Consider the following 25,243-nt stretch of genomic DNA (forward strand, 5'->3'; position numbering starts at 1 on the left):
ATCATTTAAATTATTAAAGGAGCTAAATTAAGAATTTTAATTTAGCTCCTTTAGTTTCTTAGATTTTAATAAACGGTGAAACAAAAAGAATTACTGAAAGAACAATTATAAATATTACAGTTACCCATATGATAATATTTTGTAATCCATTGTTAACATATTCACCCATAAGTTCTTTATTATTAGTAAGTAATACCATAAATATTAATATAATAGGACATAAAATTCCTGCAAGCTGTTGGGTAACAAGCATAACCCCTACTAATGATACATTAGGTATCAATACTATTATTGAACTAAATATTATCATAAAAGTAAAAATACCATAAAAAGCAGGCGATTCCTTATACTTATGGTCTAATCCGCTTTCAAGTCCAAAGCATTCACATATTGCATATGAAGTAGACAATGGAATAACCATACATGCAAGCACAGATGCTCCAAAAAGCCCAACTCCAAAGAGGATGGACGCATAGTTTCCTGCTAGCGGCTTAAGTGCCTGTGCAGCTTGGCTGGCGCTATCTATTTTTACTCCTGCTTTGTATAAGGTAACAGCAGTACATATTATTATAAAAAATGCAACCAAATTTCCCCAAACGGAACCTAAATATACATCCAATTTTTCATATTTATAGTCTTTTATTTGTAGTCCCTTATCTACTACAGAAGATTGAAGATAAAACTGCATATACGGAGTAATTGTAGTACCTATCATTCCTATAAATGACAAAATAAATCCACTGTCAAATTTTAAAGTAGGAGTAAAAGTTGCTCTTATTACATGATTCCAATCTGGTTTTTCTATAAAACAAGTTATTATATAAGAAAAAAACACAAGTGTAAAAGCTAAAAATATCTTTTCTATATTTGAATAAGAACCTTTTGTAATAAGGAACCAAACAACAAACGCCATTACAGGAACCGAAACATATTTATTTATGCCAAACATATCCATGCTAGCAGCTATACCAGCAAAATCACCTACACAAACACCAAAATTAGCAACAAATAAAATTAGCATTGCAAAAAAGGCAAGCTTAACGCTAAAATTTTCTCTGATTAAATCAGAAAGCCCCTTTCCTGTTACAACAGCCATTCTAGCATTCATTTCCTGTATAACAGATAAGCTAAATGTTATTAATAACAGTCCCCAAAGCATGTTGTAACCATAGGATGCTCCAATAGTCGCATAAGTAGTAATACCACCTGCATCATTTCCTGCATTTACAGTGATTAATCCAGGACCAATTATGCTTAATATCAATAAAAATTTATTTTTCTTTTTCATATTTTATTCTCCTATTTTTATATATACATCACATTTATATATACATAAATTATACCGTTTTTCCTTTAGTTGATGTACAAACATGAGTCATATATAATATAACATATGAGGTGATGTAAAATGTTACGAAATGGTCAAAAATACAATTCACAGATAAAATTCCATGTTTTAAAACTAATAGTTTGTTTGTCATTCATTTTACTACTTAGTTCATGTTCTTACAATAACGCTTCTAATAATCAGCTCTATGAAAAAAACATAATAACTATGGATACGCCAATGGATTTAAAAGCCTATGGGACTAATGCTCAGAAAGCAGTAGATGAAAGTGTTAAAAAATTGTATCAACTAAATGATATGGCAAGTACTACTGTAAATAACAGCGATATTATGAAAATTAACAACGCTTCAGGCAAAAATTATGTAAAGGTTAACCCTGAAATAATTAAAATGATAAAACTCTCACAAAAATATTCAAAAATAAGTAGTGGTAAGTGGGATATTACAGTAGGTCCTATAATAAACCTATGGGGAATAGGTACCGACAAAGCAAGACTACCATCGGATTCAGAAATTAAATCTAAATTACCACTAGTCGGATATGATAAGATCAAAATTGATGAAAAAAATAGCAGTATTATGCTGACGCAGCCCGGCATGGCCTTAGATTTAGGCGGAATTGCCAAAGGATTTGCTGCTGATGAAGTATTAAAGATTTACAAAAAATATAATATAAAAAATGGACTTATAGACTTAGGCTCAAGTTCTATATATGCAGTTGGTAAAAATGAAAGTAATTCCCCTTGGGGAATAGGAATTAAAAATCCTAGAAGCGATGATATGCTAGGTATAGTTAAACTATCAAACGAAGGACTATCTACCTCAGGTGATTATGAAAGATATTTTATAAAAAATGGTAAAAGATATCATCATATACTTGATCCTGCAACAGGATACCCTGTAGATAATGGAGTTATGAGTGTAACTGTTATAGTTGACAATAATGTCTCTGATAGTAATACCACAGCCGACATCATGTCTCTACTTGTATTTGAATTAGGCCCTAAGGAAGGTTTAAATTTGGTAAACAAAACACCTGGTATATCTTGCGAGGTTACTACCAAAGATAATAAGGTTTACACATCATCAAAGTTTAAAGATAAGTTTTCTGATTTAAATAAGAATTTTAAAATGGCAAACTAACATAGATAAATCATCTATCTAGATTTTAAGGAGGACATTATGAAAAATTATGAAATTAAACAGGCTGAAGAACTTATAAATTATATTTACGAAAGTCCAACTTCCTTTCATGCAGTAAAAAATGCTGTATCTGAACTTAAAAAATTTGGATTTGTAGAAATTAAAGAGGGAGAAGCTTTAAAAATAAAAAAGGGAGGTAGATATTTTGTAACTAAAAATCAATCTGCCCTTATTGCTTTTACAGTTGGAAAAGGCGAACTTGAAAACGATGGGTTTAGAATAATAGGAGCTCATACTGATTCACCCAGCTTTAGAGTAAAGCCAAATTCAGACATAGAAGTAGAAGGTGCTTATGTAAAGCTAAATACAGAAGTATACGGAGGCCCAATATTAAATACATGGATGGATAGACCTCTTTCGTTAGCAGGAAGAGTCGTTTTAAAAAGCAAAGATTCCTTTCATCCTGAGATAAAACTTTTAAACATAAAAAAACCTCTTATGGTAATACCAAACTTAGCAATACATATGAATAGAGATATAAATTCAGGTGTTGAACTAAATAGGCAAAAACATATCCTCCCTCTTTTAGCACTAGTAAATGATAAATTCAAACAGGGACATTACCTTACTCAAATTATAAGTGAAGAACTTTCAGTACCTGAAGAAGATATATTGGATTTTGACTTATTCCTATATGAATTTGAAAAAGGCAGCATAATAGGCGCTGACCAGGAATTTATATCCTCAGGAAGACTAGATGATTTAAGCATGGTTTATTCAGGGATAAAAGCAATTTCAAATAGCAAGATTAAAAATACTACAAGTGTAATGGTCTGCTTTGACAATGAAGAAGTAGGGAGCACCACAAAGCAAGGTGCAAATTCACCTATGCTTTTGTCTATATTAGAAAGAATAGCTTTCAATCTTGGTAAAAGCAAAGATGATTTTTACAGAGCTATATCAAAATCATTTATAATATCCTGTGATTTGGGTCATGCACTGCATCCAAATTATCAAGAGAAATCTGATCCTGTAAACAGACCTATTATAAATAAAGGCCCTATTATAAAAATAAGTGCCAGCCAGAGCTATACTACAGATGCTGTATCCAGTGCCATATATAAAAATATATGCTGCGAAGCTGGAGTTCCTGTTCAAGTATTTGTGAATCGATCAGATGAAAGAGGAGGTTCAACTATAGGTCCAATATCTTCAAGTCATATAAACATGATGTCCTTAGACATGGGCTTGGCTATATTATCCATGCATTCTGTAAGAGAATTAGGTGGCATAAAAGATTATGTGTATGCTTTAGAATCCTTTAATAAATTTTATGAGCTATAATATTCTATACAACTAAAAAGGTTTTTGGATTTTCCAAAAACCTTTTTTATATAATTTATTTTAACATTTAAATTTACTTATGTGCTCAAGAAAATGTTCATAACTTATTTAATATATAGTTAACTATTTCAGTAATAGTGGTATCTTATGGTACGTATTTTTGTCAAAAACAAGTTTATACTATAATTAGAATTTCTAGGAGGTAAAGTTATGAATAATTTAATGAAGAATATAGAATTTTCAAAGGTGCTTAATTTAAAGGATCTTATCTCTTACCAAGAAGGTCAAGTCATAAGCAAAACTATAGCACAAATACCTACTTCAAATATTACTTTATTTTCACTAGACAAAGGTGAAGGTATAAGCACGCATGTGACTTCTGGTGACGCTATGGTTCAAATACTAGATGGTACAGCTGAAATTACAATAGGTGATAATGTTTTCATTTTAAAATCAGGTGAAACTATAATAATGCCTTCTGACATCCCTCATGGATTAAAAGCTGTAGAAAAATTTAAAATGCTTTTAACCGTAGTAAAACATTAAATAATTTTATACCTTAAAAGTTTTTAAAAAATGTCTGGCTGCTGAAGTCCAATAGCAGCCTTCAAAAATTTCCCTTTATTGCAGCTTAACTAACTTCACAAAATAACTTAATAAGCTGGATGGTTTTTCTCCTTCATAAAAATAGTAAGATAAAACATCATCAAACCATATTACTACAATACTTAATACATACCAGTAAATACTGTTTTTTAAACATATTTGTCCCATAAAGTTAAATTTCTCTTGTGAATAGTCCCACAAATTGAAATGCAAATATAAATTAAAAAATACTCCTGTAAGTAGTTCCACTATACAAATTAAAGAACCTCCCATTATAACCTGCTGCCACATTTTTAAGTTATAATATTCAGGTCTATCATTCAAACTTCCAATTAATGCAGCACATAATCCTCCTATAGGAAACATCCAAAGGGAAGTCCACCCACATAAACTCCATTTACATATACCACTAAAACCTGTTAATGCACCACAGCATGCTCTAGAAATTATCTCTACATTTAAATAAATACTTCCAAATATAAAAAAATGGATTATCTTGTTCTTTTTATATTTCAAACAAAACACCTCTCATGTATAAGTCCATATACTAGTTTGTTCTATTTAATTTCTTCTTATTACTTTTTGTTATACACAAAAAAACATCCCTAGTTTACTGTAAATATTGCTACAATAAACAAGTGGATGTTTCTATATTTAAAAACTATAATTTTTCTCTGTCAAATTACAACCTAGCTTTACATTGAAAACTTTGTAAAGCTGCACATTTAATCTTTTAAACAATTTTAAACCTCTGAACTATGCCATCTAAAGTTACTGCCAATGTATTTATTTTCTCTATAGATTCAACTATATTCTCAACAGCTGATTCTTGCTCCTCCATTATTGCTGCAACTTCTTCTGTTGATGATGATGATTTTTCTATTATTGTAGATATTTCTTCATTAGACCTAATCAAATGATCTTTGCTCTCATTAACCTCATTAATAGTACATTCTAAGTCTTCAATTTGAAGCATAGTATCAGAAATTGATTTACCGATAAATTGAAATGATTTCATGCATAATACCATTGACTTATTCACTTCCCTGCCGGTAATTTTAGCTTCATCCATATTATCCTTATTTAAAGCTATTTCTTCTTGTATTTCGTTCAATATCTTACCTATTTTATGAGTTTCATCAAGAGAACTATCTGCAAGTTTCTTAATTTCATCTGCAACAACTGCAAACCCCTTACCACTTTCTCCAGCCCTAGACGCCTCAATAGACGCATTTAAAGCTAAAAGATTTGTTTGCTCCGCAATAGAATTAATTGTAGACATAATTTCACCTATCAAATTTGATTTTTTGCATAACTTATCTATATTATCACCTAAATTTTTTGAGATCTTATCATTTTTGTTCAAATTTTCATTAAGTACTTCAATAGATTCACAACCTTCACCCTGCATTTTTTTCATTTCCTTTGAATACTTTCCAAGATTAGAAATACTTAAAACAGATTTTTCTATATCACTAGCAAGTAAATTTAGTTTGGAAAAGCTATTTTGTATTTTATCTACTTGTTCTCTAGTTCCTTTGGCCAGTTCATTAATAGTTTTTGTAATAACAGAAATGGAAGACGTTGTCTGTGATGAAGACACAGCCATACAATCCAAATATTGTACAATTTCTGTGGAATGTTGCTTTATCGTTTGAACTGTTTCTAATAGTTCCTTCCTAAGTAACTCCAAACTGTCTCCCATAATACCTATTTCATTTTTATTAGATATTATAATATTTAAATTAGAACAATCATTTTTTGTTAAGTCTAACTTAGCCATTTTAGTAATAAAATCAGTTGCCACTTCTATTGGTTTAGATATTCTTTTTCCCATACATAATGCAGCAACTGTTGAAAATATTATTCCTATTATAATAGCTCCTAAAATTGTATATATCGTGTTATTTAAACTCTTAAGTACTTCTTTACTAGGAACAATAATCCCTACAATTTGTCCATTATATGCGGTATAATATGCAAATAACATTTTTTGTCCTTCAAAATTTATTTCAATAACCGATGACTTATTATTTTTTATTTTACTTATTACACTTTTATACTTTCCGCCATTCATAGTACCTAAATTATATTTAGATGTTATGCTTTTATCAACTATAAAAGTATAATCACTGCTTAACAAAAATGCCCTGCCAGTATCATACACTCTTGTATTTAATATCAAGCTTTTTAGGCTCTCAAAAGACATATCTGCTCCTACTACCCCTACTAGTACATTATTAAGATATATAGGTGCAGTATATGATATCACATTTATGTTTCTTAAAGAATCAACATAGGGTTTAGACCATAGTCCTTTCCTTGATTTAATAGGATCATAATACCAGGACATCTTACTATCACCCTTTTTATAGTCTGCAAGTGTGTATAAATTTAATTTAATATTACCTTGATTTCTCACATTGTCATATTCATATCCTATATCATAAGTTTCATGTCCTCCTGTAAAATCTGGGTCAAAATTCATATATAAATCTACTATATTTTTATTATTCTCACCTAAGCTTTTCATTAGTAGCCCTATATTATTTTCATATTCATTCATATAATTAGTATCATTTATCTTTGAAACATCCATACTCTGCAGAATTGTTTTTGACAATTCACTAACTGTGTTCTCCATTTTGGCAGGTTGTATAGAATACTCATTTCCTTTACTGGATGCTATATTCAACAGCTTGTCAATTGCTTCCGATTTAATTACCTGCGTTGATTTTATAACGCTGACACCACCTACTATAATAGCAACTAAAATAAAACAAACTACTATAGTAGAAACTATTTTTGTTATGATTTTATTCTTCAACTCGAAACCTTCCTCCTTAACGGACTAAGTTCATTTCATGTACTTTTTTAAATTAATACCCAGTGAAACTTTAAATTTAAATCATTCCACTGGGTCAATTTGAAAAGGTATTCTATTTTACATTTTCTCTACATTTGTGATTGTAGTATCATAAACTCTCAATACATTTTAAACTGCTGGCTGTTGTTGTGTAATGCAGTGAATATTTCCTCCACCATATACTACTTCTCGAGTATTAACTCCAACTGCCTTACGTTCTGGGAACATAGCTTGAACCTGTTTCAATGCTAATGCATCATTTTCGTCTCCATACTGAGGAACAATAACTCCACCATTTACAATTAAGAAATTCATATATGAAGCAATACAAATGTCTCCGTCTTCTCTTGGCATAGTTCCTTCAATGGCATCTATAGCAAAGTCACCTGAAATTGTAACTGGTTTTTCTGGTAAACACAATTTGTGAACCTTTAATTTACGTCCCTTTGCATCTGTTGCTTCACATAAAGTCTTGTATGCTGCCTGTGCCTCTTCGTAGAATGGATTTTTCTTATCGTCTGTATAAATACAAGCTACTTCTCCAGGACGTATGAAACAAGCTACATCATCAATGTGTCCATTAGTTTCTTCTGGATCAATACCATCTTTAACCCAAATTACTTTTTCACAATTCAAATAATCGCAAAGCTTTTTCTCTATTTCTTCTTTACTCATGTGAGGGTTACGACCTTCACTTAATAAACACATTTCAGTTGTTATTACTGTACCTTCTCCATCTATATGAATTGAACCTCCTTCCAATACAAAACCTGTAGTTCTGTATGTATCAATTCCTTCAATTTCACATACCTTACGTGCTACTAAATCATCTTGGTCCCAAGGGAAATAAAGTCCATCTACAAGGCCACCCCATGCATTGAATTCCCAGTCACATCCTCTAATTTCGCCCTTATCATTAATTACAAAAGAAGGACCACAATCACGAATCCAAGAATCATTACTTGCTATTTCAACTACTCTAATTTCTGATGGTAACTGCTCACGGCAATTTGCATATTGTTCTTTAGAAACACACATAGTAACTGGTTCAAACTTATTGATAGCTTTTGCTACTTCAGCGTATGCTTTCTGTGCAGGTTTTGCTCCATCTCTCCAGTTATCTGGTCTTTCTGGCCATAACATCCAAGTCCTTGTATGTTTTTCAAATTCTCCAGGCATTCTGTATCCATCCTGTTTTGGTGTTGTTCCTTCAATTCTTTTTGTCATAATTATAACCCTCCTAATTTTAGATCAATGTTTTATGTTAATTATTGATTTTGCTTTACTAGTTTTTCATTTTCTTCATTTTTAATTCTTTTCACTCTTATAAAAATTTCTTCAAATCCATAACCTATAACAGCTCCTACTGTAATTGGCAATTTTGCTCCAATATCATCTGCAGATAATGGTACAGCAGTCAAGATGATAGCTATTATAGCTATTATCATTGGAGCATATGCTGCTAGCTTAACAACAAAATTACTTCCACCAACCTTAAATGGTCTTTCCTTATCAGGATCAATTTTACGAAGCTTTAAGAAAGCTGGAAACATTGGTACATAGCTTGACAAAAACATAACTAAATTTAAACCAAAGAAGCTCCAAAATAAATCTTGATTAGGCATAAATGGTGCAATTACAACAACAACAGTTGCAACAATTCCATTCATTATAGATACTCCTATAGGCATACCATTTTTTTTACTTTTTCCAATAAATACTTTTGGCATATTTCCATCTTCTGCCGCATATTGAACTACATTATTAACACCTAATGACCATGAAATCATATTTCCAAACAATGTAAGCATAAATATAAAAGCCATAATTCCAATAAACATTCCAGTTTTTTGGCCTGTCAATATCTGAAGAGCATCAATCATTCCACTGCTTCTGCTAATTTGAGATGTAGGTATTGCAGCACTAATACCAAAACTTGAAAATATATAAATTGCAGCTATAACAATACCACCGATAATAATTGCCTGTGGAATTTGCTTTTTGGGGTTTTCCATGCTATCTGTAAAAGTACATACAACTTCAAATCCCAACATATTGAATATTATTACTGAAATAAGTGATATACTCTTCATATCCAAAGTTGGTAAAAAGGATCTTAGGGTAAATGGATTAGCCACACCATGTGTCATAGCGCCATAAATTCCTAGGCCTCCAAGTGTGAGTGCCAAGAGCATTTTTAGAACTGCTGCTCCATTAAGAATCCATACACTATCACTTACTGGATAAAAGCTAATAAATACAACAATCCAAATAAATGCAAGTTCTATTATAATTGTTGGCAATGTTGGTATTGCGTCACCTGTAATTATTTGTAAAATCTGAGGTATCATAACGGCCAGAGAAGCCATCCATAGTGGGAAATTAAGCCAGTAATACCAAGCTGTCCTAGATGCCATTCTATTTCCAAAAGCTCTCTTTACCCAATCATACATACCTCCTTGTCCCTCATAAGTCGTACCAAGTTCTACTGCTATTAATCCATAAGGTAATAAAAATGCCACTATAAGTAATATCCACCAAAAGAACTGCTGATTTCCAATTGCAGCTACAGGAGCAGCTGCTTCTGCTACAAATACTACACATATAACTGTTAAAATGACATCAAACATCCTAAACTTTTTTTTATCACTATCCATTTTAAATTTCTCCTTTCCTACTTTAATTTCTCTTCGCTTCTTGTTCTTATAAATTGTTTACATATTGTTTTATATAACCTTTATTCATTACACTACATTCCGGAAATAGCATAATTTAGATTATTTTTAGGGCCTAAATTTTATTTTTCATATTACTACATTTAAATGTTTACAATATTTTTATTAAGCAATCCTCGTGCCAATAAAAAAAAGCCTTGAATCGCGCCAATTCAAGGCTTTTTTTTTATACTAATTTAAAAAATTATGTCAAAGTGACATAAAAATATATAAACACCGTATTATATCTAGGTTTCTGGAATTAAAAATGCATTTCATATTGAAATATATGATAAAACTATATACTTTAAATATAAAATACAATATCATCTAATTGTATTTTACTGTACAAAAAATTAAAATTAGTATGTTATTATATTTTTCATGCTAATTTTAAATATAATAACATACTAATCTTTATCAAGAAATATTAATCATGTCGGGGGGGGCGAGGTGATATTTAGCAATTTTTCTGTAAACTGATGACCTGCTTATTCCAAGAGCTTCTGCAACTCTAATCTTTCCAGCTTCATCCCATCCAAACCAATCTAGTGTTTTTCTAAGCACCTCCTTCTCCATTTCCTCAATTGGCACAATACCCTCTGGCTTTATTTTTACTTCATTTTCTCCTATAAACTCATTTGGCAAACTTGCCTCAGTTATATAATTGCTGTTTTCAAAATTCATTGCATATTCAATTACATTTCTAAGTTCCCTTACATTCCCCTCCCACTTATGAATCTTAAATAATTTTTTAACTTTAGGACTTAAGCCAATTATATTTTTTCTAAACACCTTACAATACTTTTCAATTAAATAATCACTTATAAGAAAAATATCATCTTTTCTTTCTATCAAGCTGGGAATTTTAAAACATATTACATTTAGTCTATAATATAGATCTTTTCTAAAGTTACCTTCCTCTACCATCTTTTTAAGTTCTATATTTGTTGCTCCTATTATCCTAACGTTTACACCAACTTCTTTATTTGAACCTATTTTGCATATTTTCCTGTCTTCTATAGCTCTTAATATTTTATTTTGCATAAACTGGCTCATATTTTCTATTTCATCTAAAAAAATTGTTCCTCCATCAGCTTCTTCAAACTTTCCAACTTTTCCATTGGAGTTTGCACCTGTAAAGGCTCCCTTTTCATAGCCAAAGAGTTCACTCTCAAGAAGTGAATCAGGTATAGCACCACAGTTAACTACTATAAACTTCTTATTCCTCCTTGGTGAAATATCATGAATAGCTTTTGCAAACAGTTCTTTTCCTGTACCTGTCTGTCCTAATAAAAGAATGGTAGAATCGTATCTTCCAACTATTTTAACTTTTTCCTTGAGATTTAGCATAACATCACTCTCACCAATAATTCTAGAAAGATACTCTCTTTCTTTACTATTTCCTGCATTTGCTTTCTTTTCAACAGTGCATAAAATATATTTTATTCTTTTTTCTTCTGTTAGATGTTTAATTGTATATGTAATACTGTCTTCTATATCAGTTAACTTTACTTCTTTATTTTTTTCATCATCTTTATAAAAATCCTTTTCTATACCATCTATAAATTTTTTAATTTTACTCATATCACTATAAGTATCAAAGATATTTCCACATTTTTCATTGAAGTAAGCTGTATTTTTAATTAGGTCAAAAAATATTACGCCTCTATCATACATATCCATGATATTAATATACTTATCAAGAATACTGTTATCAAAAGTATTTTTTTTATCATAATATTTTAAAGTAAACATATACAACATCCCTTTTTAGCTTAATTTTTTAATTTATAAACTTATAATACTTTTTATAAGCAACATTTATACCAAATAAAAAAGCCCTATAAATATATGATTTATAAGGCTTTTCATTATATTAAATTATAAATTCATCTCAATTTGACATATCAATTTGAAATATCGTTTACACTATATTCAAGACCATACTTTATAACTTTTCTGTAAACTGATGACCTGCTTATTCCAAGAGCTTCTGCAGCTTTAATCTTTCCAGCTTCATCCCACCCAAACCAGTCCAGCGTCTTTCTAAGTATTTCTTTTTCCATTTCCTCAATTGATATAATATCTTTTTGCTCTATTTTTACTTCATTTTCTCCTATAAATTCATTTGGCAAACTTGCCTCAGTTATATAATTGCTATTTTCAAAATTCATTGCATATTCAATTACATTTCTAAGTTCTCTTACATTACCATCCCACTTATGAGTTTTAAATAACTTTTTAACTTCAGCACTTAAGTCAATTATATCTTTTTTAAATATCTTACAATACTTTTTAATCAAATAATCACTTATGAGAAAAATGTCATCCTTTCTTTCTATCAAGCTGGGAATTTTAAAACATATTACATTTAGTCTATAATATAGATCTTTTCTAAAGTTACCTTCCTCTACCATCTTTTTAAGTTCTATATTTGTTGCTCCTATTATCCTAACATTTACATCAACCTCTTTATTTGAACCTATTTTACATATTTTTCTATCTTCTATAACTCTTAATATTTTATTTTGCATAAACTGGCTCATATTTTCTATTTCATCTAAAAAAATTGTTCCTCCATCAGCTTCTTCAAACTTTCCAACTTTTCCATTGGAGTTTGCACCTGTAAACGCTCCCCTTTCATAACCAAAGAGTTCACTCTCAAGAAGTGAATCAGGTATAGCACCACAGTTAACTACTATAAACTTCTTATTCCTCCTTGGTGAAATATCATGAATAGCTTTTGCAAACAGTTCTTTTCCTGTACCTGTCTGTCCCAATAAAAGAATGGTAGAATCGTATCTTCCAACTATTTTAACCTTTGCCTTGAGATTTAACATGACATCGCTTTCACCAATGATTTTAGAAATATAGGCACTTTTTCCCATATTTCTTTTATTGGACTTCCACTCAATAGTACATAAAATATACTTTATTTTTTTTCCTTCTATTAAATGTTTAATTGTATATGTAATATCAGTTTCTAAACCTGTCAAATTTACTTCTTTATTTTCTCTATCATCTTCATAAAAATCTTTTTCTATACCATTTATAAACTTTTCAATTTCGCTCATATCACTATCAGTATTAAAAATATTCTTACATTTTTCATTGAAGTAAGCTGTATTTTTAATTAAATCAAAAAATATTACGCCTTTATCATACATATTCATAATATTGATATATTTATCAAGAATACTATTATTGAAAGCATTTTTTTCATCATAATATTTTAAAGTAAACATATACAACATCCCTTTTTAGCTTAATTTTTTAATTTATAAACTTATAATACTTTTTATAAGCAACATTTATACCAAATAAAAAAGCCCTATAAATATATGATTTATAAGGCTTTTCATTATATTAAATTATAAATTCATCTCAATTTGACATATCAATTTGAAATATCGTTTACACTATATTCAAGACCATACTTTATAACTTTTCTGTAAACTGATGACCTGCTTATTCCAAGAGCTTCTGCAGCTTTAATCTTTCCAGCTTCATCCCACCCAAACCAGTCCAGCGTCTTTCTAAGTATTTCTTTTTCCATTTCCTCAATTGATATAATATCTTTTTGCTCTATTTTTACTTCATTTTCTCCTATAAATTCATTTGGCAAACTTGCCTCAGTTATATAATTGCTATTTTCAAAATTCATTGCATATTCAATTACATTTCTAAGTTCTCTTACATTACCATCCCACTTATGAGTTTTAAATAACTTTTTAACTTCAGCACTTAAGTCAATTATATCTTTTTTAAATATCTTACAATACTTTTTAATCAAATAATCACTTATGAGAAAAATGTCATCCTTTCTTTCTATCAAGCTGGGAATTTTAAAACATATTACATTTAGTCTATAATATAGATCTTTTCTAAAGTTACCTTCCTCTACCATCTTTTTAAGTTCTATATTTGTTGCTCCTATTATCCTAACATTTACATCAACCTCTTTATTTGAACCTATTTTACATATTTTTCTATCTTCTATAACTCTTAATATTTTATTTTGCATAAACTGGCTCATATTTTCTATTTCATCTAAAAAAATTGTTCCTCCATCAGCTTCTTCAAACTTTCCAACTTTTCCATTGGAGTTTGCACCTGTAAACGCTCCCCTTTCATAACCAAAGAGTTCACTCTCAAGAAGTGAATCAGGTATAGCACCACAGTTAACTACTATAAACTTCTTATTCCTCCTTGGTGAAATATCATGAATAGCTTTTGCAAACAGTTCTTTTCCTGTACCTGTCTGTCCCAATAAAAGAATGGTAGAATCGTATCTTCCAACTATTTTAACCTTTGCCTTGAGATTTAACATGACATCGCTTTCACCAATGATTTTAGAAATATAGGCACTTTTTCCCATATTTCTTTTATTGGACTTCCACTCAATAGTACATAAAATATACTTTATTTTTTTTCCTTCTATTAAATGTTTAATTGTATATGTAATATCAGTTTCTAAACCTGTCAAATTTACTTCTTTATTTTCTCTATCATCTTCATAAAAATCTTTTTCTATACCATTTATAAACTTTTCAATTTCGCTCATATCACTATCAGTATTAAAAATATTCTTACATTTTTCATTGAAGTAAGCTGTATTTTTAATTAAATCAAAAAATATTACGCCTTTATCATACATATTCATAATATTGATATATTTATCAAGAATACTATTATTGAAAGCATTTTTTTCATCATAATATTTTAAAGTAAACATATACAACATCCCTTTTTAGCTTAATTTTTTAATTTATAAACTTATAATACTTTTTATAAGCAACATTTATACCAAATAAAAAAGCCCTATAAATATATGATTTATAAGGCTTTTCATTATATTAAATTATAAATTCATCTCAATTTGACATATCAATTTGAAATATCGTTTACACTATATTCAAGACCATACTTTATAACTTTTCTGTAAACTGATGACCTGCTTATTCCAAGAGCTTCTGCAGCTTTAATCTTTCCAGCTTCATCCCACCCAAACCAGTCCAGCGTCTTTCTAAGTATTTCTTTTTCCATTTCCTCAATTGATATAATATCTTTTTGCTCTATTTTTACTTCATTTTCTCCTATAAATTCATTTGGCAAACTTGCCTCAGTTATATAATTGCTATTTTCAAAATTCATTGCATATTCAATTACATTTCTAAGTTCTCTTACATTACCATCCCACTTATGAGTTTTAAATAACTTTTTAACTTCAGCACTTAAGTCAATTATATCTTTTTTAAATATCTTACAATACTTTTTAATCAAATAATCACTTATGAGAAAAATGTCATCCTTTCTTTCTATCAAGCTGGGAATTTTAAAACATATTACATTTAGTCTATAATATAGATCTTTTCTAAAGTTACCTTCCTCTACCATCTTTTTAAGTTCTATATTTGTTGCTCCTATTATCCTAACATTTACATCAACCTCTTTATTTGAACCTATTTTACATATTTTTCTATCTTCTATAACTCTTAATATTTTATTTTGCATAAACTGGCTCATATTTTCTATTTCATCTAAAAAAATTGTTCCTCCATCAGCTTCTTCAAACTTTCCAACTTTTCCATTGGAGTTTGCACCTGTAAACGCTCCCCTTTCATAACCAAAGAGTTCACTCTCAAGAAGTGAATCAGGTATAGCACCACAGTTAACTACTATAAACTTCTTATTCCTCCTTGGTGAAATATCATGAATAGCTTTTGCAAACAGTTCTTTTCCTGTACCTGTCTGTCCCAATAAAAGAATGGTAGAATCGTATCTTCCAACTATTTTAACCTTTGCCTTGAGATTTAACATGACATCGCTTTCACCAATGATTTTAGAAATATAGGCACTTTTTCCCATATTTCTTTTATTGGACTTCCACTCAATAGTACATAAAATATACTTTATTTTTTTTCCTTCTATTAAATGTTTAATTGTATATGTAATATCAGTTTCTAAACCTGTCAAATTTACTTCTTTATTTTCTCTATCATCTTCATAAAAATCTTTTTCTATACCATTTATAAACTTTTCAATTTCGCTCATATCACTATCAGTATTAAAAATATTCTTACATTTTTCATTGAAGTAAGCTGTATTTTTAATTAAATCAAAAAATATTACGCCTTTATCATACATATTCATAATATTGATATATTTATCAAGAATACTATTATTGAAAGCATTTTTTTCATCATAATACTTCAAAACGAACATATACAATCACTCTTTTCTTCTAATTAGCTTTATGATATCATAATTTTCTACAAATTTCTACAAATATTAAAATTCACTTTTAATTATATTTTACTTAATCATTTGGTATAGTTTATGCTTCATTATTTAATTTGAAGGAGTGATTTAAATGAAAATAATTGATTCACATTTACATTTTTCAAATATTAATAGTTTTAAAGAAGCAGCCTTAAACTTATCAAAAGTAAACTACTCCAGTACAGGATTAAAGGAGGAATTTGAAAAAAGCCACGTAATCATGGGCATAGGTATGGGATTAACAGAAAAAGAAATTGGAGGATTTCCAGATTTAAATTCTGATAATCCTATGGATTTAGATCTTGAAGAAAAAATACCTGATAATCTAGTTTACTGTTTAGGAATTAATCCTCAAAAATTGAATGATGAAGAACTATCAAAAATTAAAGAAAGAATTAAAAATAGTAAAGTAGTAGGATTAAAAATTTATCCGGGATATTATCCTTATTATGTTTGGGATAAAATATACGACCCTATATATAAATTAGCTTCATCTTATAAAATACCAGTTGTCATCCATGGCGGTGATCCATATTCAAGCAAAGCCCTTGTAAAATATTCTCATCCAATACACATAGATGAACTTGCAGTAAGCCATAGAGATATAAATTTTGTTATTGCTCACTTTGGAAACCCCTGGATAATGAGTGCTGCTGAAGTGATATATAAAAATTCCAATGTTTACACTGATCTTTCAGGACTTCTAGTAGGGAATCAAAATGATATTGATGCATTTAAAAATGACCAGTATTTTATCCAGCATATTCAAAGAGGAATTACATTTATTAAAGTTATTCCAAATTGGTACGAAAAATTTCTATTTGGAACAGACTGGCCATTGGTACCTATAAAAAATTATGTTGAACTTATAAAGTCCCTTTTTGATGAAAAATTTTATGATTATATTTTTTATAAAAACGCTTTAAAAGTATTTCCTAGATTGAATACCTTTTTTAAGTAAATGTTATGAGTATTTAACTTATAACATTTACCTATTCTATTCTCAATGGGACTATATTCTTATTGAAAATAACTACATTTAACATTATTATAAGAGTATCACAATATTAAATACACTAGATAATCCGGAGGGATAGAATGAAAAAATCGAAGCTTAAATCTGACAAAGTAATAACATTTTATGAATACATAATAAAAAGATTCTTATTTATAATAATTTTATGTGTAGCATTAACATCAGTAATTTATTATGTATATTGTACAAATATAATGATAAATGATACAAAAGATGCCCTAAAAAAAGTTGCAGTAGCATCTCAATATATTATAAATGGAGACGAACACGAAAAAATAACTACTTATACTTCAAAGCAATATAAAGACATGTGTAATATTCTTACAGAATTCAGACGTAAAAGTAATGTATCTGATGTATATACTATGATAAAATCAGATGACTCCCATACAAAGTTCGTACTTGCTTCCTATGATGCACAATCAACCTTTATGAAAGACTATATGTTTAGTGATAAAATGAAGGCCGCATACTACAATGGAAAAATTACAGTTTTAGATACTCCTATTACTGACCTTGAGGGCACATTTTATTCGGCATATGCTCCTCTTTATAATTCCAAGGGAAAAGTAGTAGCTTTAATCGGAGTAGATATATCAGCACAGCAAATAGTAAATTTAAAACATAAAATATTTATAACATTTATTTTATTGTTTTTACTAACCTGTTTAATTGGAATATTTATTAGTTATTTCTCTGTTAAACCTATAAATAAGGTTATAAAATCATTGAATGGACTTGTATTAAAAGTTTCAGAGGGTGATTTCTCCTTAGACTTTGATGAATCTATTATTAAAATCAAGGAAATAAAGGATTTTACTCATACTATTAACACTATGAATAAGAACATAAGCTTTCTAATAAAAATAGTTTCTGAAAATTCCAGAGAAATTGAATTAAAAGCAGATAAATTGAACTCTTTAGTAGATAAAGTAAATTTATCTGCTCAAGTAATTACATCAATAGTTGAGGAAATGGTTTATACCTACGAAAACATAAGAAATTTTACTATAGAAACTATAAGAAAAAATAAAAACAATTATATAACAAACCTTGAAAAAACTTATACTGGTTTTAAAAACTTAGTTGACAATTTCAATGAAGAAGTTAAAAAAGTTACTGACAACTTTAATAAGTTGAAACTTGTATGCTTAAATAATACTAAAAACCCTGACACCAAACTTATTAAAAAGTATATGGATAACCTTGATAACGAATTAGAAGAGATAAATAGCATGTTTAATCTGTCATTAGATATTTTACATGAACTAAATGCCAATGATATAAGAAATAATAAATTATGGGAAAACGAACTATTTAATTATAACAATAAAATAATTGAAAAGTTTGACAAAGTCAATAGTGCTAATGTTTACATATCTGATGGCATAAACGATCAGGCAAAAGCAATTGAAGGAATTCTCGAAGAAATAGTAAATTTAAAAGAGATTTCAAATAATTTAAATAAGAACCTTAAAAAAATTAACTACTATAAGAAAAGCTAATATTATATTTAGACAGTACTAAAAAGTACCATATAAATTTCCAACCTGGAATTTTATATGGTACTTTTAATCTAGCAAATATTTTAATAGATATTATTACAAAGTAATTACTGTACCACTAAGACCTTTCATAGCAAGTGGTGCCTTTTCTAAAGAAGCAATTACTGATTTTCTCCCAGCTTTGCTAGTCGCAAACTGAACTGCAGCCTCTACTTTAGGAAGCATACTTCCTGGTGCAAAATGGCCTTCACTAGCTAAATTTTTTGCCTCTTCTACGGATATTTGTTTTAGCTCCTTCTGGTTTGGCTTTCCATAATTGATAGCAACACGATCAACTGCTGTTAAAATAAACAGATAATCTGCATCTACAAGTTCTGCCAATTTGGCAGAACCAAAGTCTTTATCAACAACTGCTGGAATTCCTTCATAATCACCATCTTCATTTAAGACAACAGGAATACCACCGCCGCCGCAGGCAATTACTATAAATTCATGGTCAAGCAGGTTTAATATAGAATCTTTTTCTACAATATCAACTGGCTTAGGGGATGCAACCATCTGCCTGTAACCCCTTCCTGCATCTTCTTTCATTACTAATTTAGGGTCTTCTTCCATCATCTTTAATGCTTCTTCTTTTGAATAAAATCCCCCAATTGGTTTTGTAGGACATTTAAAAGCATTATCATTCTTATCTACTAACATTTGTGTTACTACAGTTGCCACATGCCATGGCATTCCCTGCTTCTTTAGTTCTTTTTTTAAGCCCTTTTGCAAATGATATCCTATATATCCCTGACTCATAGCCGTACACTCTGGCAGCTCAAACTTTGCAACTTTATCATTGTTAGCTGAAGCAATATCAAGTGCCAGACTAATCATTCCTACTTGAGGACCGTTGCCATGACTTATAATTATTTCATGCCCCTGTTTGATTAATCCAATTAAAGATGGAGCTGCATTATCTATCATTTTTTGTTGTTCTATTGGAGTTTTTCCTAAAGCGTTTCCCCCAAGGGCAATTACAATTCTTGACATATTTTTTCTCCTTTATTTGTACAAATTTCTATAGATAATTATTCCTACTAGCCAATAGAATTTAGAACTACTTCCAATTCAGCTCTAGCCTTCATTTGTGCAACTTTATCTTCTTTTTTTGCATTTTGGTTTAAGAAATATACAAGTAATCCTCTCATAGCTGTCAATCTATTTTCACCTTCATCAAACACGATAGAATAATCAGCATCTATTACTTCATCTACTACTTCTTCTCCTCTTGTTGCAGGTAGGCAATGCATAAATTTTACATTAGGGCTTGCCTTTGCCATCATCTCTTTAGTTACTTGATATTTAGGATAGAATATTGCCATTCTGTCTTCTTTAGAAAGTTCAGCATCATATAAACCATACCAAACATCAGTATAAACGAAATCTGCATCCTTTAATGCTTCATCTTCGTTATCTGTAATCAATAATGAACCACCAGATACTTTACAATTCTCTTCTCCAATCTTAGTAAGTTCTTTCTTTAATTGATAACCTTTTGGTCCATATTGAACGAAATGCATTCCTAATTTAGTTGTAATAAACATTAAAGAAGCACATACCTGAGTAGCATCTCCTACAAATACAACTTTACAATCTTCTAATTTCTTTCCTTCTGGTAAATGTTCTGTCATAGTACAAACGTCTCCCATTTCTTGGGTTGGATGGTTGTAATCAGACATACCGTTAATTACTGGTACTGTAGCATTTTTTGCAAGATCAACTACACTCTTATGTCTGTCTACACGTGCCATAAGAATATCTACTAATCTAGATAAAACACGGCTTGTATCCTCGATAGTTTCATGTCCTCCCAATTGAATCTGACCTGGAGCTAAATACTGAGCATGTCCACCAAGTTGTTCCATTGCTGTCTCAAAAGATACCCTTGTTCTAGTTGAACTCTGTTGAAAGATCATTCCTAATGTTTTATGTTTAAGTAACTGTGGATAATATCCATTTTTGATACATCTTTTCAACTTTAAAGATAAGTTAATAATATCCATTAATTCTTCCTTTGTAAAATCGTTTGTGTCTATAAAATCTTTTACTGCCATTTTTTCTTCCTCCTAAAAATTAATATTTTATTATGAATTTTTTATTACTACTTGTAAAAGTTTTCTCACATAACTATTTAGCAATATCCATGCCAAAATTTAATTATAGGGAAATGGCTATTTTACTGAAATACCATACTTAAAATATTAAATAACTTATTTCAATTTGGGATATGTCACAAAAATTTACTGTGTTTAAATCAGTTTCTATATTTCAAAATGACATATACTTTTTATATATTAAAAATTTTTTAACAAACAATTCTTAATCATACACATTAAACTTTTAGTTGTTAATATCTAAAATTAAGTTGTTTTTAAAATATAAATATCTGCTGTACAATTTAATTGTAAACGTATTATATTAATTCCTACAATTTTAATGGACAATCAATTCTAAGCTGTAATTAGATTTATCATAGTATGAAAAACCCCAAATCTTTTTCATGTCTAAATTATAATATTAAATTTTATTTCTATACTTAGAAAACCTGAAAGGGGGAATATAAGTGAGTATCAACACAAAATCATCAGAAGTTGAAATTAGAGAATCACGATTAGGTTCAAATAATGAATTCAAAGGAACTGCTAGGGAGTTATGTGACAAATCCACACAAAATAAGTTTTGTGGAAGAAAACGTTCCTTCACTCAATGTACTGAATGTAGTTCAAGTAGAGCATTGTCTATGCTTGTAATGATAAGAGATTCTGCAATAATAAACCATGCCCCACTAGGATGTAGTGCGGATTTCGCCGAGTTTAATTTTACTAATAGAGGAGAACAGATAAGAAGGAAACTACCTTTAAAAAATGTAAATTTATTGAGCACAAATCTTGAAGAAAAAGATATGATTTATGGTGGAGGAGCAAAGCTAGAGGCAACTATAAGGAATGCATATATAAGATTTAAACCAAAAGCAATATTTGTAACAACCTCTTGTGCATCCAGTATCATCGGAGATGATGTGTCAGGTATAACTGATAAACTAGAAAGTGAATTAGGTATACCGGTTGTATACATTTCCTGTGAAGGTTTTAAATCTAAAATATGGGCAACGGGATTTGACTCTGCTTTTCATGGGATTATCAGAAAAATAGTCAAGCCACCTGTTAAAAAGGAAAAGAAGTTAGTTAATGTTATAAATTTTTGGGGTAGCGACGTATTTACTGATTTGTTTAGACGAATAGGTCTTAAGCCTAATTATATTGTACCCTTTACCACTATTGAGCAATTAGAGAAAATATCCGAAGCTGCTGCCACAGTAGAAGTTTGCCCTACTCTAGGTACCTATCTAGCTGCAGCTTTAGAACAAGAATATGGAGTTCCAGAGGTAAAATCACCACCTCCCTATGGTCTTAAAGCTTCAGATCAATTTTTTAGGGAACTTGGGAAGGTAACCCATAAAGAAAGAGAAGTTGAAATACTTATAAAACAAGAAAGAAAAAGAATTTCAGAAGAACTTGAAGAATTAAGAGATAAATTGAAAGGTAAAAAAGTTTATGTATGTGCTGGAGCTGCCCATGGACATAGTTTACTAGGACTGATGAATGATCTTGGAATGAATGTTGTTGGTGCAGGAATATTCCATCATGATCCCCACTATGACAATGGAAATAAAAAATGTGATGTTTTAAAATATGTAGTTGACAATTATGGAGATATTAAAAACTTTAATGTTTGCAATAAACAAGTCTTTGAATTGGTGAATACATTAAATAAATTAAAGCCAGATGTATTAATTGTACGGCACGGTAGTTTATCGGCTTGGGGTGTAAACCTTGGAATACCAACATTATTAATTGGAGATGAACAATTTGGTATAAGCTATCAAGGAATCTTGAACTATGGTAATAAAATTTTAGACACTCTTGCAACTAAGGAATTCGTAAGCAATATTGCTGCTCATTCAGAACTTCCATATACTAGCTGGTGGATGAATCAAGATCCTCAAACATTTTTAGGGAGGGAGAAAATTGAATAATAATAATGATGATAATCAGCGTTCAGAAAAATGGAATTCTACCTTATTCTGGTGGCGTAATAATACAAATAATATAGTTGAACAACCCCGGCATTTTTGTGCACTAGGATGCCAACAGACTGTAGCTGCTATTAAGAAAGCTATTCCTATAGTTCATTCAGGCCCTGGATGTTCATATAAACTCTTCCGTGGATTAAGCACATCATCAGGCTATCAAGGAGTAGGATATTCTGGTGGAAGCTCCGTTCCTTGTACTAATTCGACAGAAAAAGAAGTAATATTTGGTGGAGAAAGTAGATTAAAAGAAGTAATAGATGGAGCATTAAAAGTTTTAAAAGGAGATCTATTTGTTGTTTTAACTGGATGTACAGCTGATATTGTAGGTGATGATGTAAAACATATAGTTAAGGAATATCAGCAAAAAGATATTCCAATAGTTTTTGCAGAAACCGGCGGATTTAAAGGAACTAATTACAAGGGTCATGAGTTAGTAATTGAAGCTATAATAAATCAATTTATTGGTGATGTTGAAGTAAAAAAAGAAAAACGATTAGTAAATGTTTTCGCATCAATTCCCTATCAGGATAGCTTTTGGTCTGGAAATTTAGCTAAAATAAAGCATCTGTTAGAAGCAACAGGTTTAAAGGTAAATATACTTTTTGGGCCAGAATCTGGAGGAGTTAAAGAATGGAAAACCATTCCTAATGCAGAGTTTAATTTAGTACTATCTCCCTGGGTAGGATTGAAAACTGCCAAACTGCTTAAAACTAAATATAAAACTCCTTATTTCCATTACCCCGTTGTGCCTATAGGAGCAAGTGAAACTAGTAAATTTCTAAGACAAGTAGGAGAATTTGCAGGACTCGATAAATCAAGAATTGAAAGTCTAATTAAAAAAGAAGAAAAAAATTTTTACTACTACATAGAGAGAGCTATTGATTTTTTTACTGAATTTCGCTTTAGTATGCCAGATAGATTTTTTAATATAAACGACTCTTTTTATGCACTTGGCATTAGTAAATTTTTGCCAAATGGACTCGGCATTCTTCCTGGAGAACAATACATTACAGAAGATACACCTAAAGAATATCAAGAATTTATAATAAATCAATTTAAACACTTGTCAAAAAATACTTCATCTAAAGTAATCTTTGAAATTGATGGAGGCAAAATATCTCATAAATTAAAAGAATATGATTATGATGGACATACTCCTCTAATTTTAGGTAGCTCCTGGGATATTGATATAGCTCGACATCAAAATGGATTTTGGTTAAATATATCTTTGCCGGTTATGCACAGATTGGTTTTAGATAGAAGCTATATTGGATACAGCGGAGGACTTCGATTGGCAGAAGATATATACGACAGCATTTTAGGAACATATAAGTACTAAATAATTATACCTTACAAAAAGGACTGTATTTTATTAAAGTTTTAACTTATTTATGGGAGTGAATGAAATGACAAAAAAAATAAAGTCAATTGCAATATATGGTAAGGGCGGTATAGGTAAATCTACCACAACTTCAAATATCAGTGCAGCACTATCTAAAATGGGTTATAAAGTAATGCAATTTGGTTGTGATCCTAAAAGCGATTCAACAAACACATTGAGAAATGGTAATTACATTCCTACCGTTTTAGATACACTACGAGAAAAAGATAAAGTAGATGCACATGATGTAATTTTTGAGGGTTTCAATGGAGTCTACTGTGTAGAATCAGGAGGTCCATGTCCCGGAGTAGGCTGTGCAGGTAGAGGTATCATTACCGCAGTACAATTTTTTAAACAACAAAGAATTTTCGAGGAATTGGATTTAGATTATATAATATATGACGTTTTAGGTGATGTCGTATGCGGCGGCTTTGCAATGCCAATACGAGAGGGAATAGCAGAACATGTATTTACGGTTTCCTCCTCAGATTTCATGTCTATATATGCGTCTAATAATTTGTTTAAAGGTATTAAAAAATATTCTAATTCTGATGGAGCATTACTTGGCGGTATTATAGGAAATTCTATTAACAAACCTTATGACAAAAAAATACTTGATGCTTTTGCAGAAAAAACAAATACACAGGTAATCGAATATATACCAAGGTCAATTACCGTTACACACAGCGAACTTCAAGGTAAAACTACCATTGAAGATGCCCCGGATTCCGATCAAGCTAAAATTTATACTAGATTAGCTAAAAAAATAGCAGTTCATACTGAATCAAAAGTGCCTTCCCCTCTAGGTATTCAAGAACTAAGAGATTGGGGTAAGCAATTAGCAAATTATTTACTGAAACAAGAAAATCAATAGCAT

Annotated in this window: 19 protein-coding genes; 8 read left to right on the forward strand and 11 right to left on the reverse strand. The window is 30.0% G+C overall.

Annotation, left to right across the window (positions count from 1 at the left end; all coding sequences use genetic code 11):
* Positions 1–58 precede the first annotated feature (58 nt).
* Entirely contained in the window at positions 59–1,288 is a 1,230-nt protein-coding gene (locus tag B5S50_RS10620; RefSeq protein WP_065076958.1) for an Nramp family divalent metal transporter, read from the reverse strand.
* Between the two features lie 120 nt (positions 1,289–1,408).
* Between B5S50_RS10620 and B5S50_RS10625 the strand changes: the two genes are divergently transcribed.
* From B5S50_RS10625 to B5S50_RS10635, 3 genes are all read left to right on the forward strand, one after another.
* Positions 1,409–2,491, forward strand: coding sequence for an FAD:protein FMN transferase (locus tag B5S50_RS10625; protein WP_065076959.1), 1,083 nt, complete (start codon positions 1,409–1,411; stop codon positions 2,489–2,491).
* A gap of 39 nt (positions 2,492–2,530) precedes the next feature.
* Positions 2,531–3,835: a M18 family aminopeptidase gene (locus B5S50_RS10630; RefSeq protein ID WP_217303728.1), complete on the forward strand. Its 1,305-nt coding sequence runs from the start codon at positions 2,531–2,533 to the stop codon at positions 3,833–3,835.
* Positions 3,836–4,045: 210 nt separating this feature from the next.
* Positions 4,046–4,381, forward strand: a complete 336-nt coding sequence (locus B5S50_RS10635) for a cupin domain-containing protein (protein ID WP_217303729.1) — start codon at positions 4,046–4,048, stop codon at positions 4,379–4,381.
* 75 nt (positions 4,382–4,456) lie between these two features.
* On the opposite strand, the gene B5S50_RS10640 is transcribed toward B5S50_RS10635, so the two are convergent.
* The 8 genes from B5S50_RS10640 to B5S50_RS10675 form a co-directional block, all read right to left on the reverse strand.
* Complete coding sequence (locus B5S50_RS10640; protein WP_127723712.1) at positions 4,457–4,957, reverse strand: hypothetical protein; 501 nt, start codon at positions 4,955–4,957, stop codon at positions 4,457–4,459.
* A 217-nt stretch (positions 4,958–5,174) separates the two neighbouring features.
* Positions 5,175–7,268: a methyl-accepting chemotaxis protein gene (locus tag B5S50_RS10645; RefSeq protein WP_217303730.1), complete on the reverse strand. Its 2,094-nt coding sequence runs from the start codon at positions 7,266–7,268 to the stop codon at positions 5,175–5,177.
* Between the two features lie 168 nt (positions 7,269–7,436).
* Positions 7,437–8,534 carry an agmatine deiminase gene (gene aguA / locus B5S50_RS10650; RefSeq protein WP_127723716.1) on the reverse strand — a complete coding sequence of 366 codons (1,098 nt, stop codon included), beginning with the start codon at positions 8,532–8,534 and terminating at the stop codon, positions 7,437–7,439.
* 41 nt (positions 8,535–8,575) lie between these two features.
* Positions 8,576–9,964: an APC family permease gene (locus B5S50_RS10655; RefSeq protein ID WP_217303731.1), complete on the reverse strand. Its 1,389-nt coding sequence runs from the start codon at positions 9,962–9,964 to the stop codon at positions 8,576–8,578.
* Positions 9,965–10,441: 477 nt separating this feature from the next.
* Entirely contained in the window at positions 10,442–11,779 is a 1,338-nt protein-coding gene (locus B5S50_RS10660) for a sigma-54-dependent Fis family transcriptional regulator (protein WP_217303732.1), read from the reverse strand.
* A gap of 152 nt (positions 11,780–11,931) precedes the next feature.
* Positions 11,932–13,269, reverse strand: a complete 1,338-nt coding sequence (locus B5S50_RS10665) for a sigma-54-dependent Fis family transcriptional regulator (RefSeq protein ID WP_217303733.1) — start codon at positions 13,267–13,269, stop codon at positions 11,932–11,934.
* A gap of 152 nt (positions 13,270–13,421) precedes the next feature.
* The gene (locus tag B5S50_RS10670; protein WP_217303733.1) at positions 13,422–14,759 is read right to left on the reverse strand and encodes a sigma-54-dependent Fis family transcriptional regulator; all 1,338 of its coding nucleotides are present in this window, start codon (positions 14,757–14,759) and stop codon (positions 13,422–13,424) included.
* A gap of 152 nt (positions 14,760–14,911) precedes the next feature.
* Positions 14,912–16,249: a sigma-54-dependent Fis family transcriptional regulator gene (locus B5S50_RS10675; protein WP_217303734.1), complete on the reverse strand. Its 1,338-nt coding sequence runs from the start codon at positions 16,247–16,249 to the stop codon at positions 14,912–14,914.
* A gap of 148 nt (positions 16,250–16,397) precedes the next feature.
* On the opposite strand from B5S50_RS10675, the gene B5S50_RS10680 reads away from it, so the two are divergent.
* Together B5S50_RS10680 and B5S50_RS10685 are read left to right on the forward strand one after the other, a co-directional pair.
* Positions 16,398–17,267, forward strand: a complete 870-nt coding sequence (locus tag B5S50_RS10680) for an amidohydrolase family protein (protein ID WP_217303735.1) — start codon at positions 16,398–16,400, stop codon at positions 17,265–17,267.
* 137 nt (positions 17,268–17,404) lie between these two features.
* Positions 17,405–18,847, forward strand: coding sequence for a hypothetical protein (locus tag B5S50_RS10685; protein ID WP_217303736.1), 1,443 nt, complete (start codon positions 17,405–17,407; stop codon positions 18,845–18,847).
* Positions 18,848–18,943: 96 nt separating this feature from the next.
* Here B5S50_RS10685 and arcC read toward each other — a convergent pair whose 3' ends face one another.
* A complete protein-coding gene (arcC, locus tag B5S50_RS10690; protein ID WP_217303737.1) occupies positions 18,944–19,882 on the reverse strand; it encodes a carbamate kinase in 939 nt (312 codons plus the stop codon).
* A gap of 47 nt (positions 19,883–19,929) precedes the next feature.
* Positions 19,930–20,946, reverse strand: coding sequence for a putrescine carbamoyltransferase (ptcA, locus tag B5S50_RS10695; RefSeq protein ID WP_217303738.1), 1,017 nt, complete (start codon positions 20,944–20,946; stop codon positions 19,930–19,932).
* A gap of 509 nt (positions 20,947–21,455) precedes the next feature.
* Here ptcA and B5S50_RS10700 point away from each other — a divergent pair.
* From B5S50_RS10700 to nifH, 3 genes are all read left to right on the forward strand, one after another.
* Complete coding sequence (locus B5S50_RS10700) at positions 21,456–22,928, forward strand: nitrogenase component 1 (RefSeq protein WP_065076963.1); 1,473 nt, start codon at positions 21,456–21,458, stop codon at positions 22,926–22,928.
* A 73-nt stretch (positions 22,929–23,001) separates the two neighbouring features.
* On the forward strand, positions 23,002–24,324 hold the full coding sequence (locus B5S50_RS10705; RefSeq protein ID WP_065076972.1) for a nitrogenase component 1: 1,323 nt from the start codon (positions 23,002–23,004) through the stop codon (positions 24,322–24,324).
* A gap of 67 nt (positions 24,325–24,391) precedes the next feature.
* Positions 24,392–25,240, forward strand: a complete 849-nt coding sequence (gene nifH, locus B5S50_RS10710; RefSeq protein ID WP_065076964.1) for a nitrogenase iron protein — start codon at positions 24,392–24,394, stop codon at positions 25,238–25,240.
* Positions 25,241–25,243 lie beyond the last annotated feature (3 nt).

The sequence above is a fragment of the Clostridium sp. 001 genome, assembly GCF_019056555.1.
Taxonomy (GTDB): Bacteria; Bacillota; Clostridia; order Clostridiales; family Clostridiaceae; genus Clostridium_B; species Clostridium_B ragsdalei.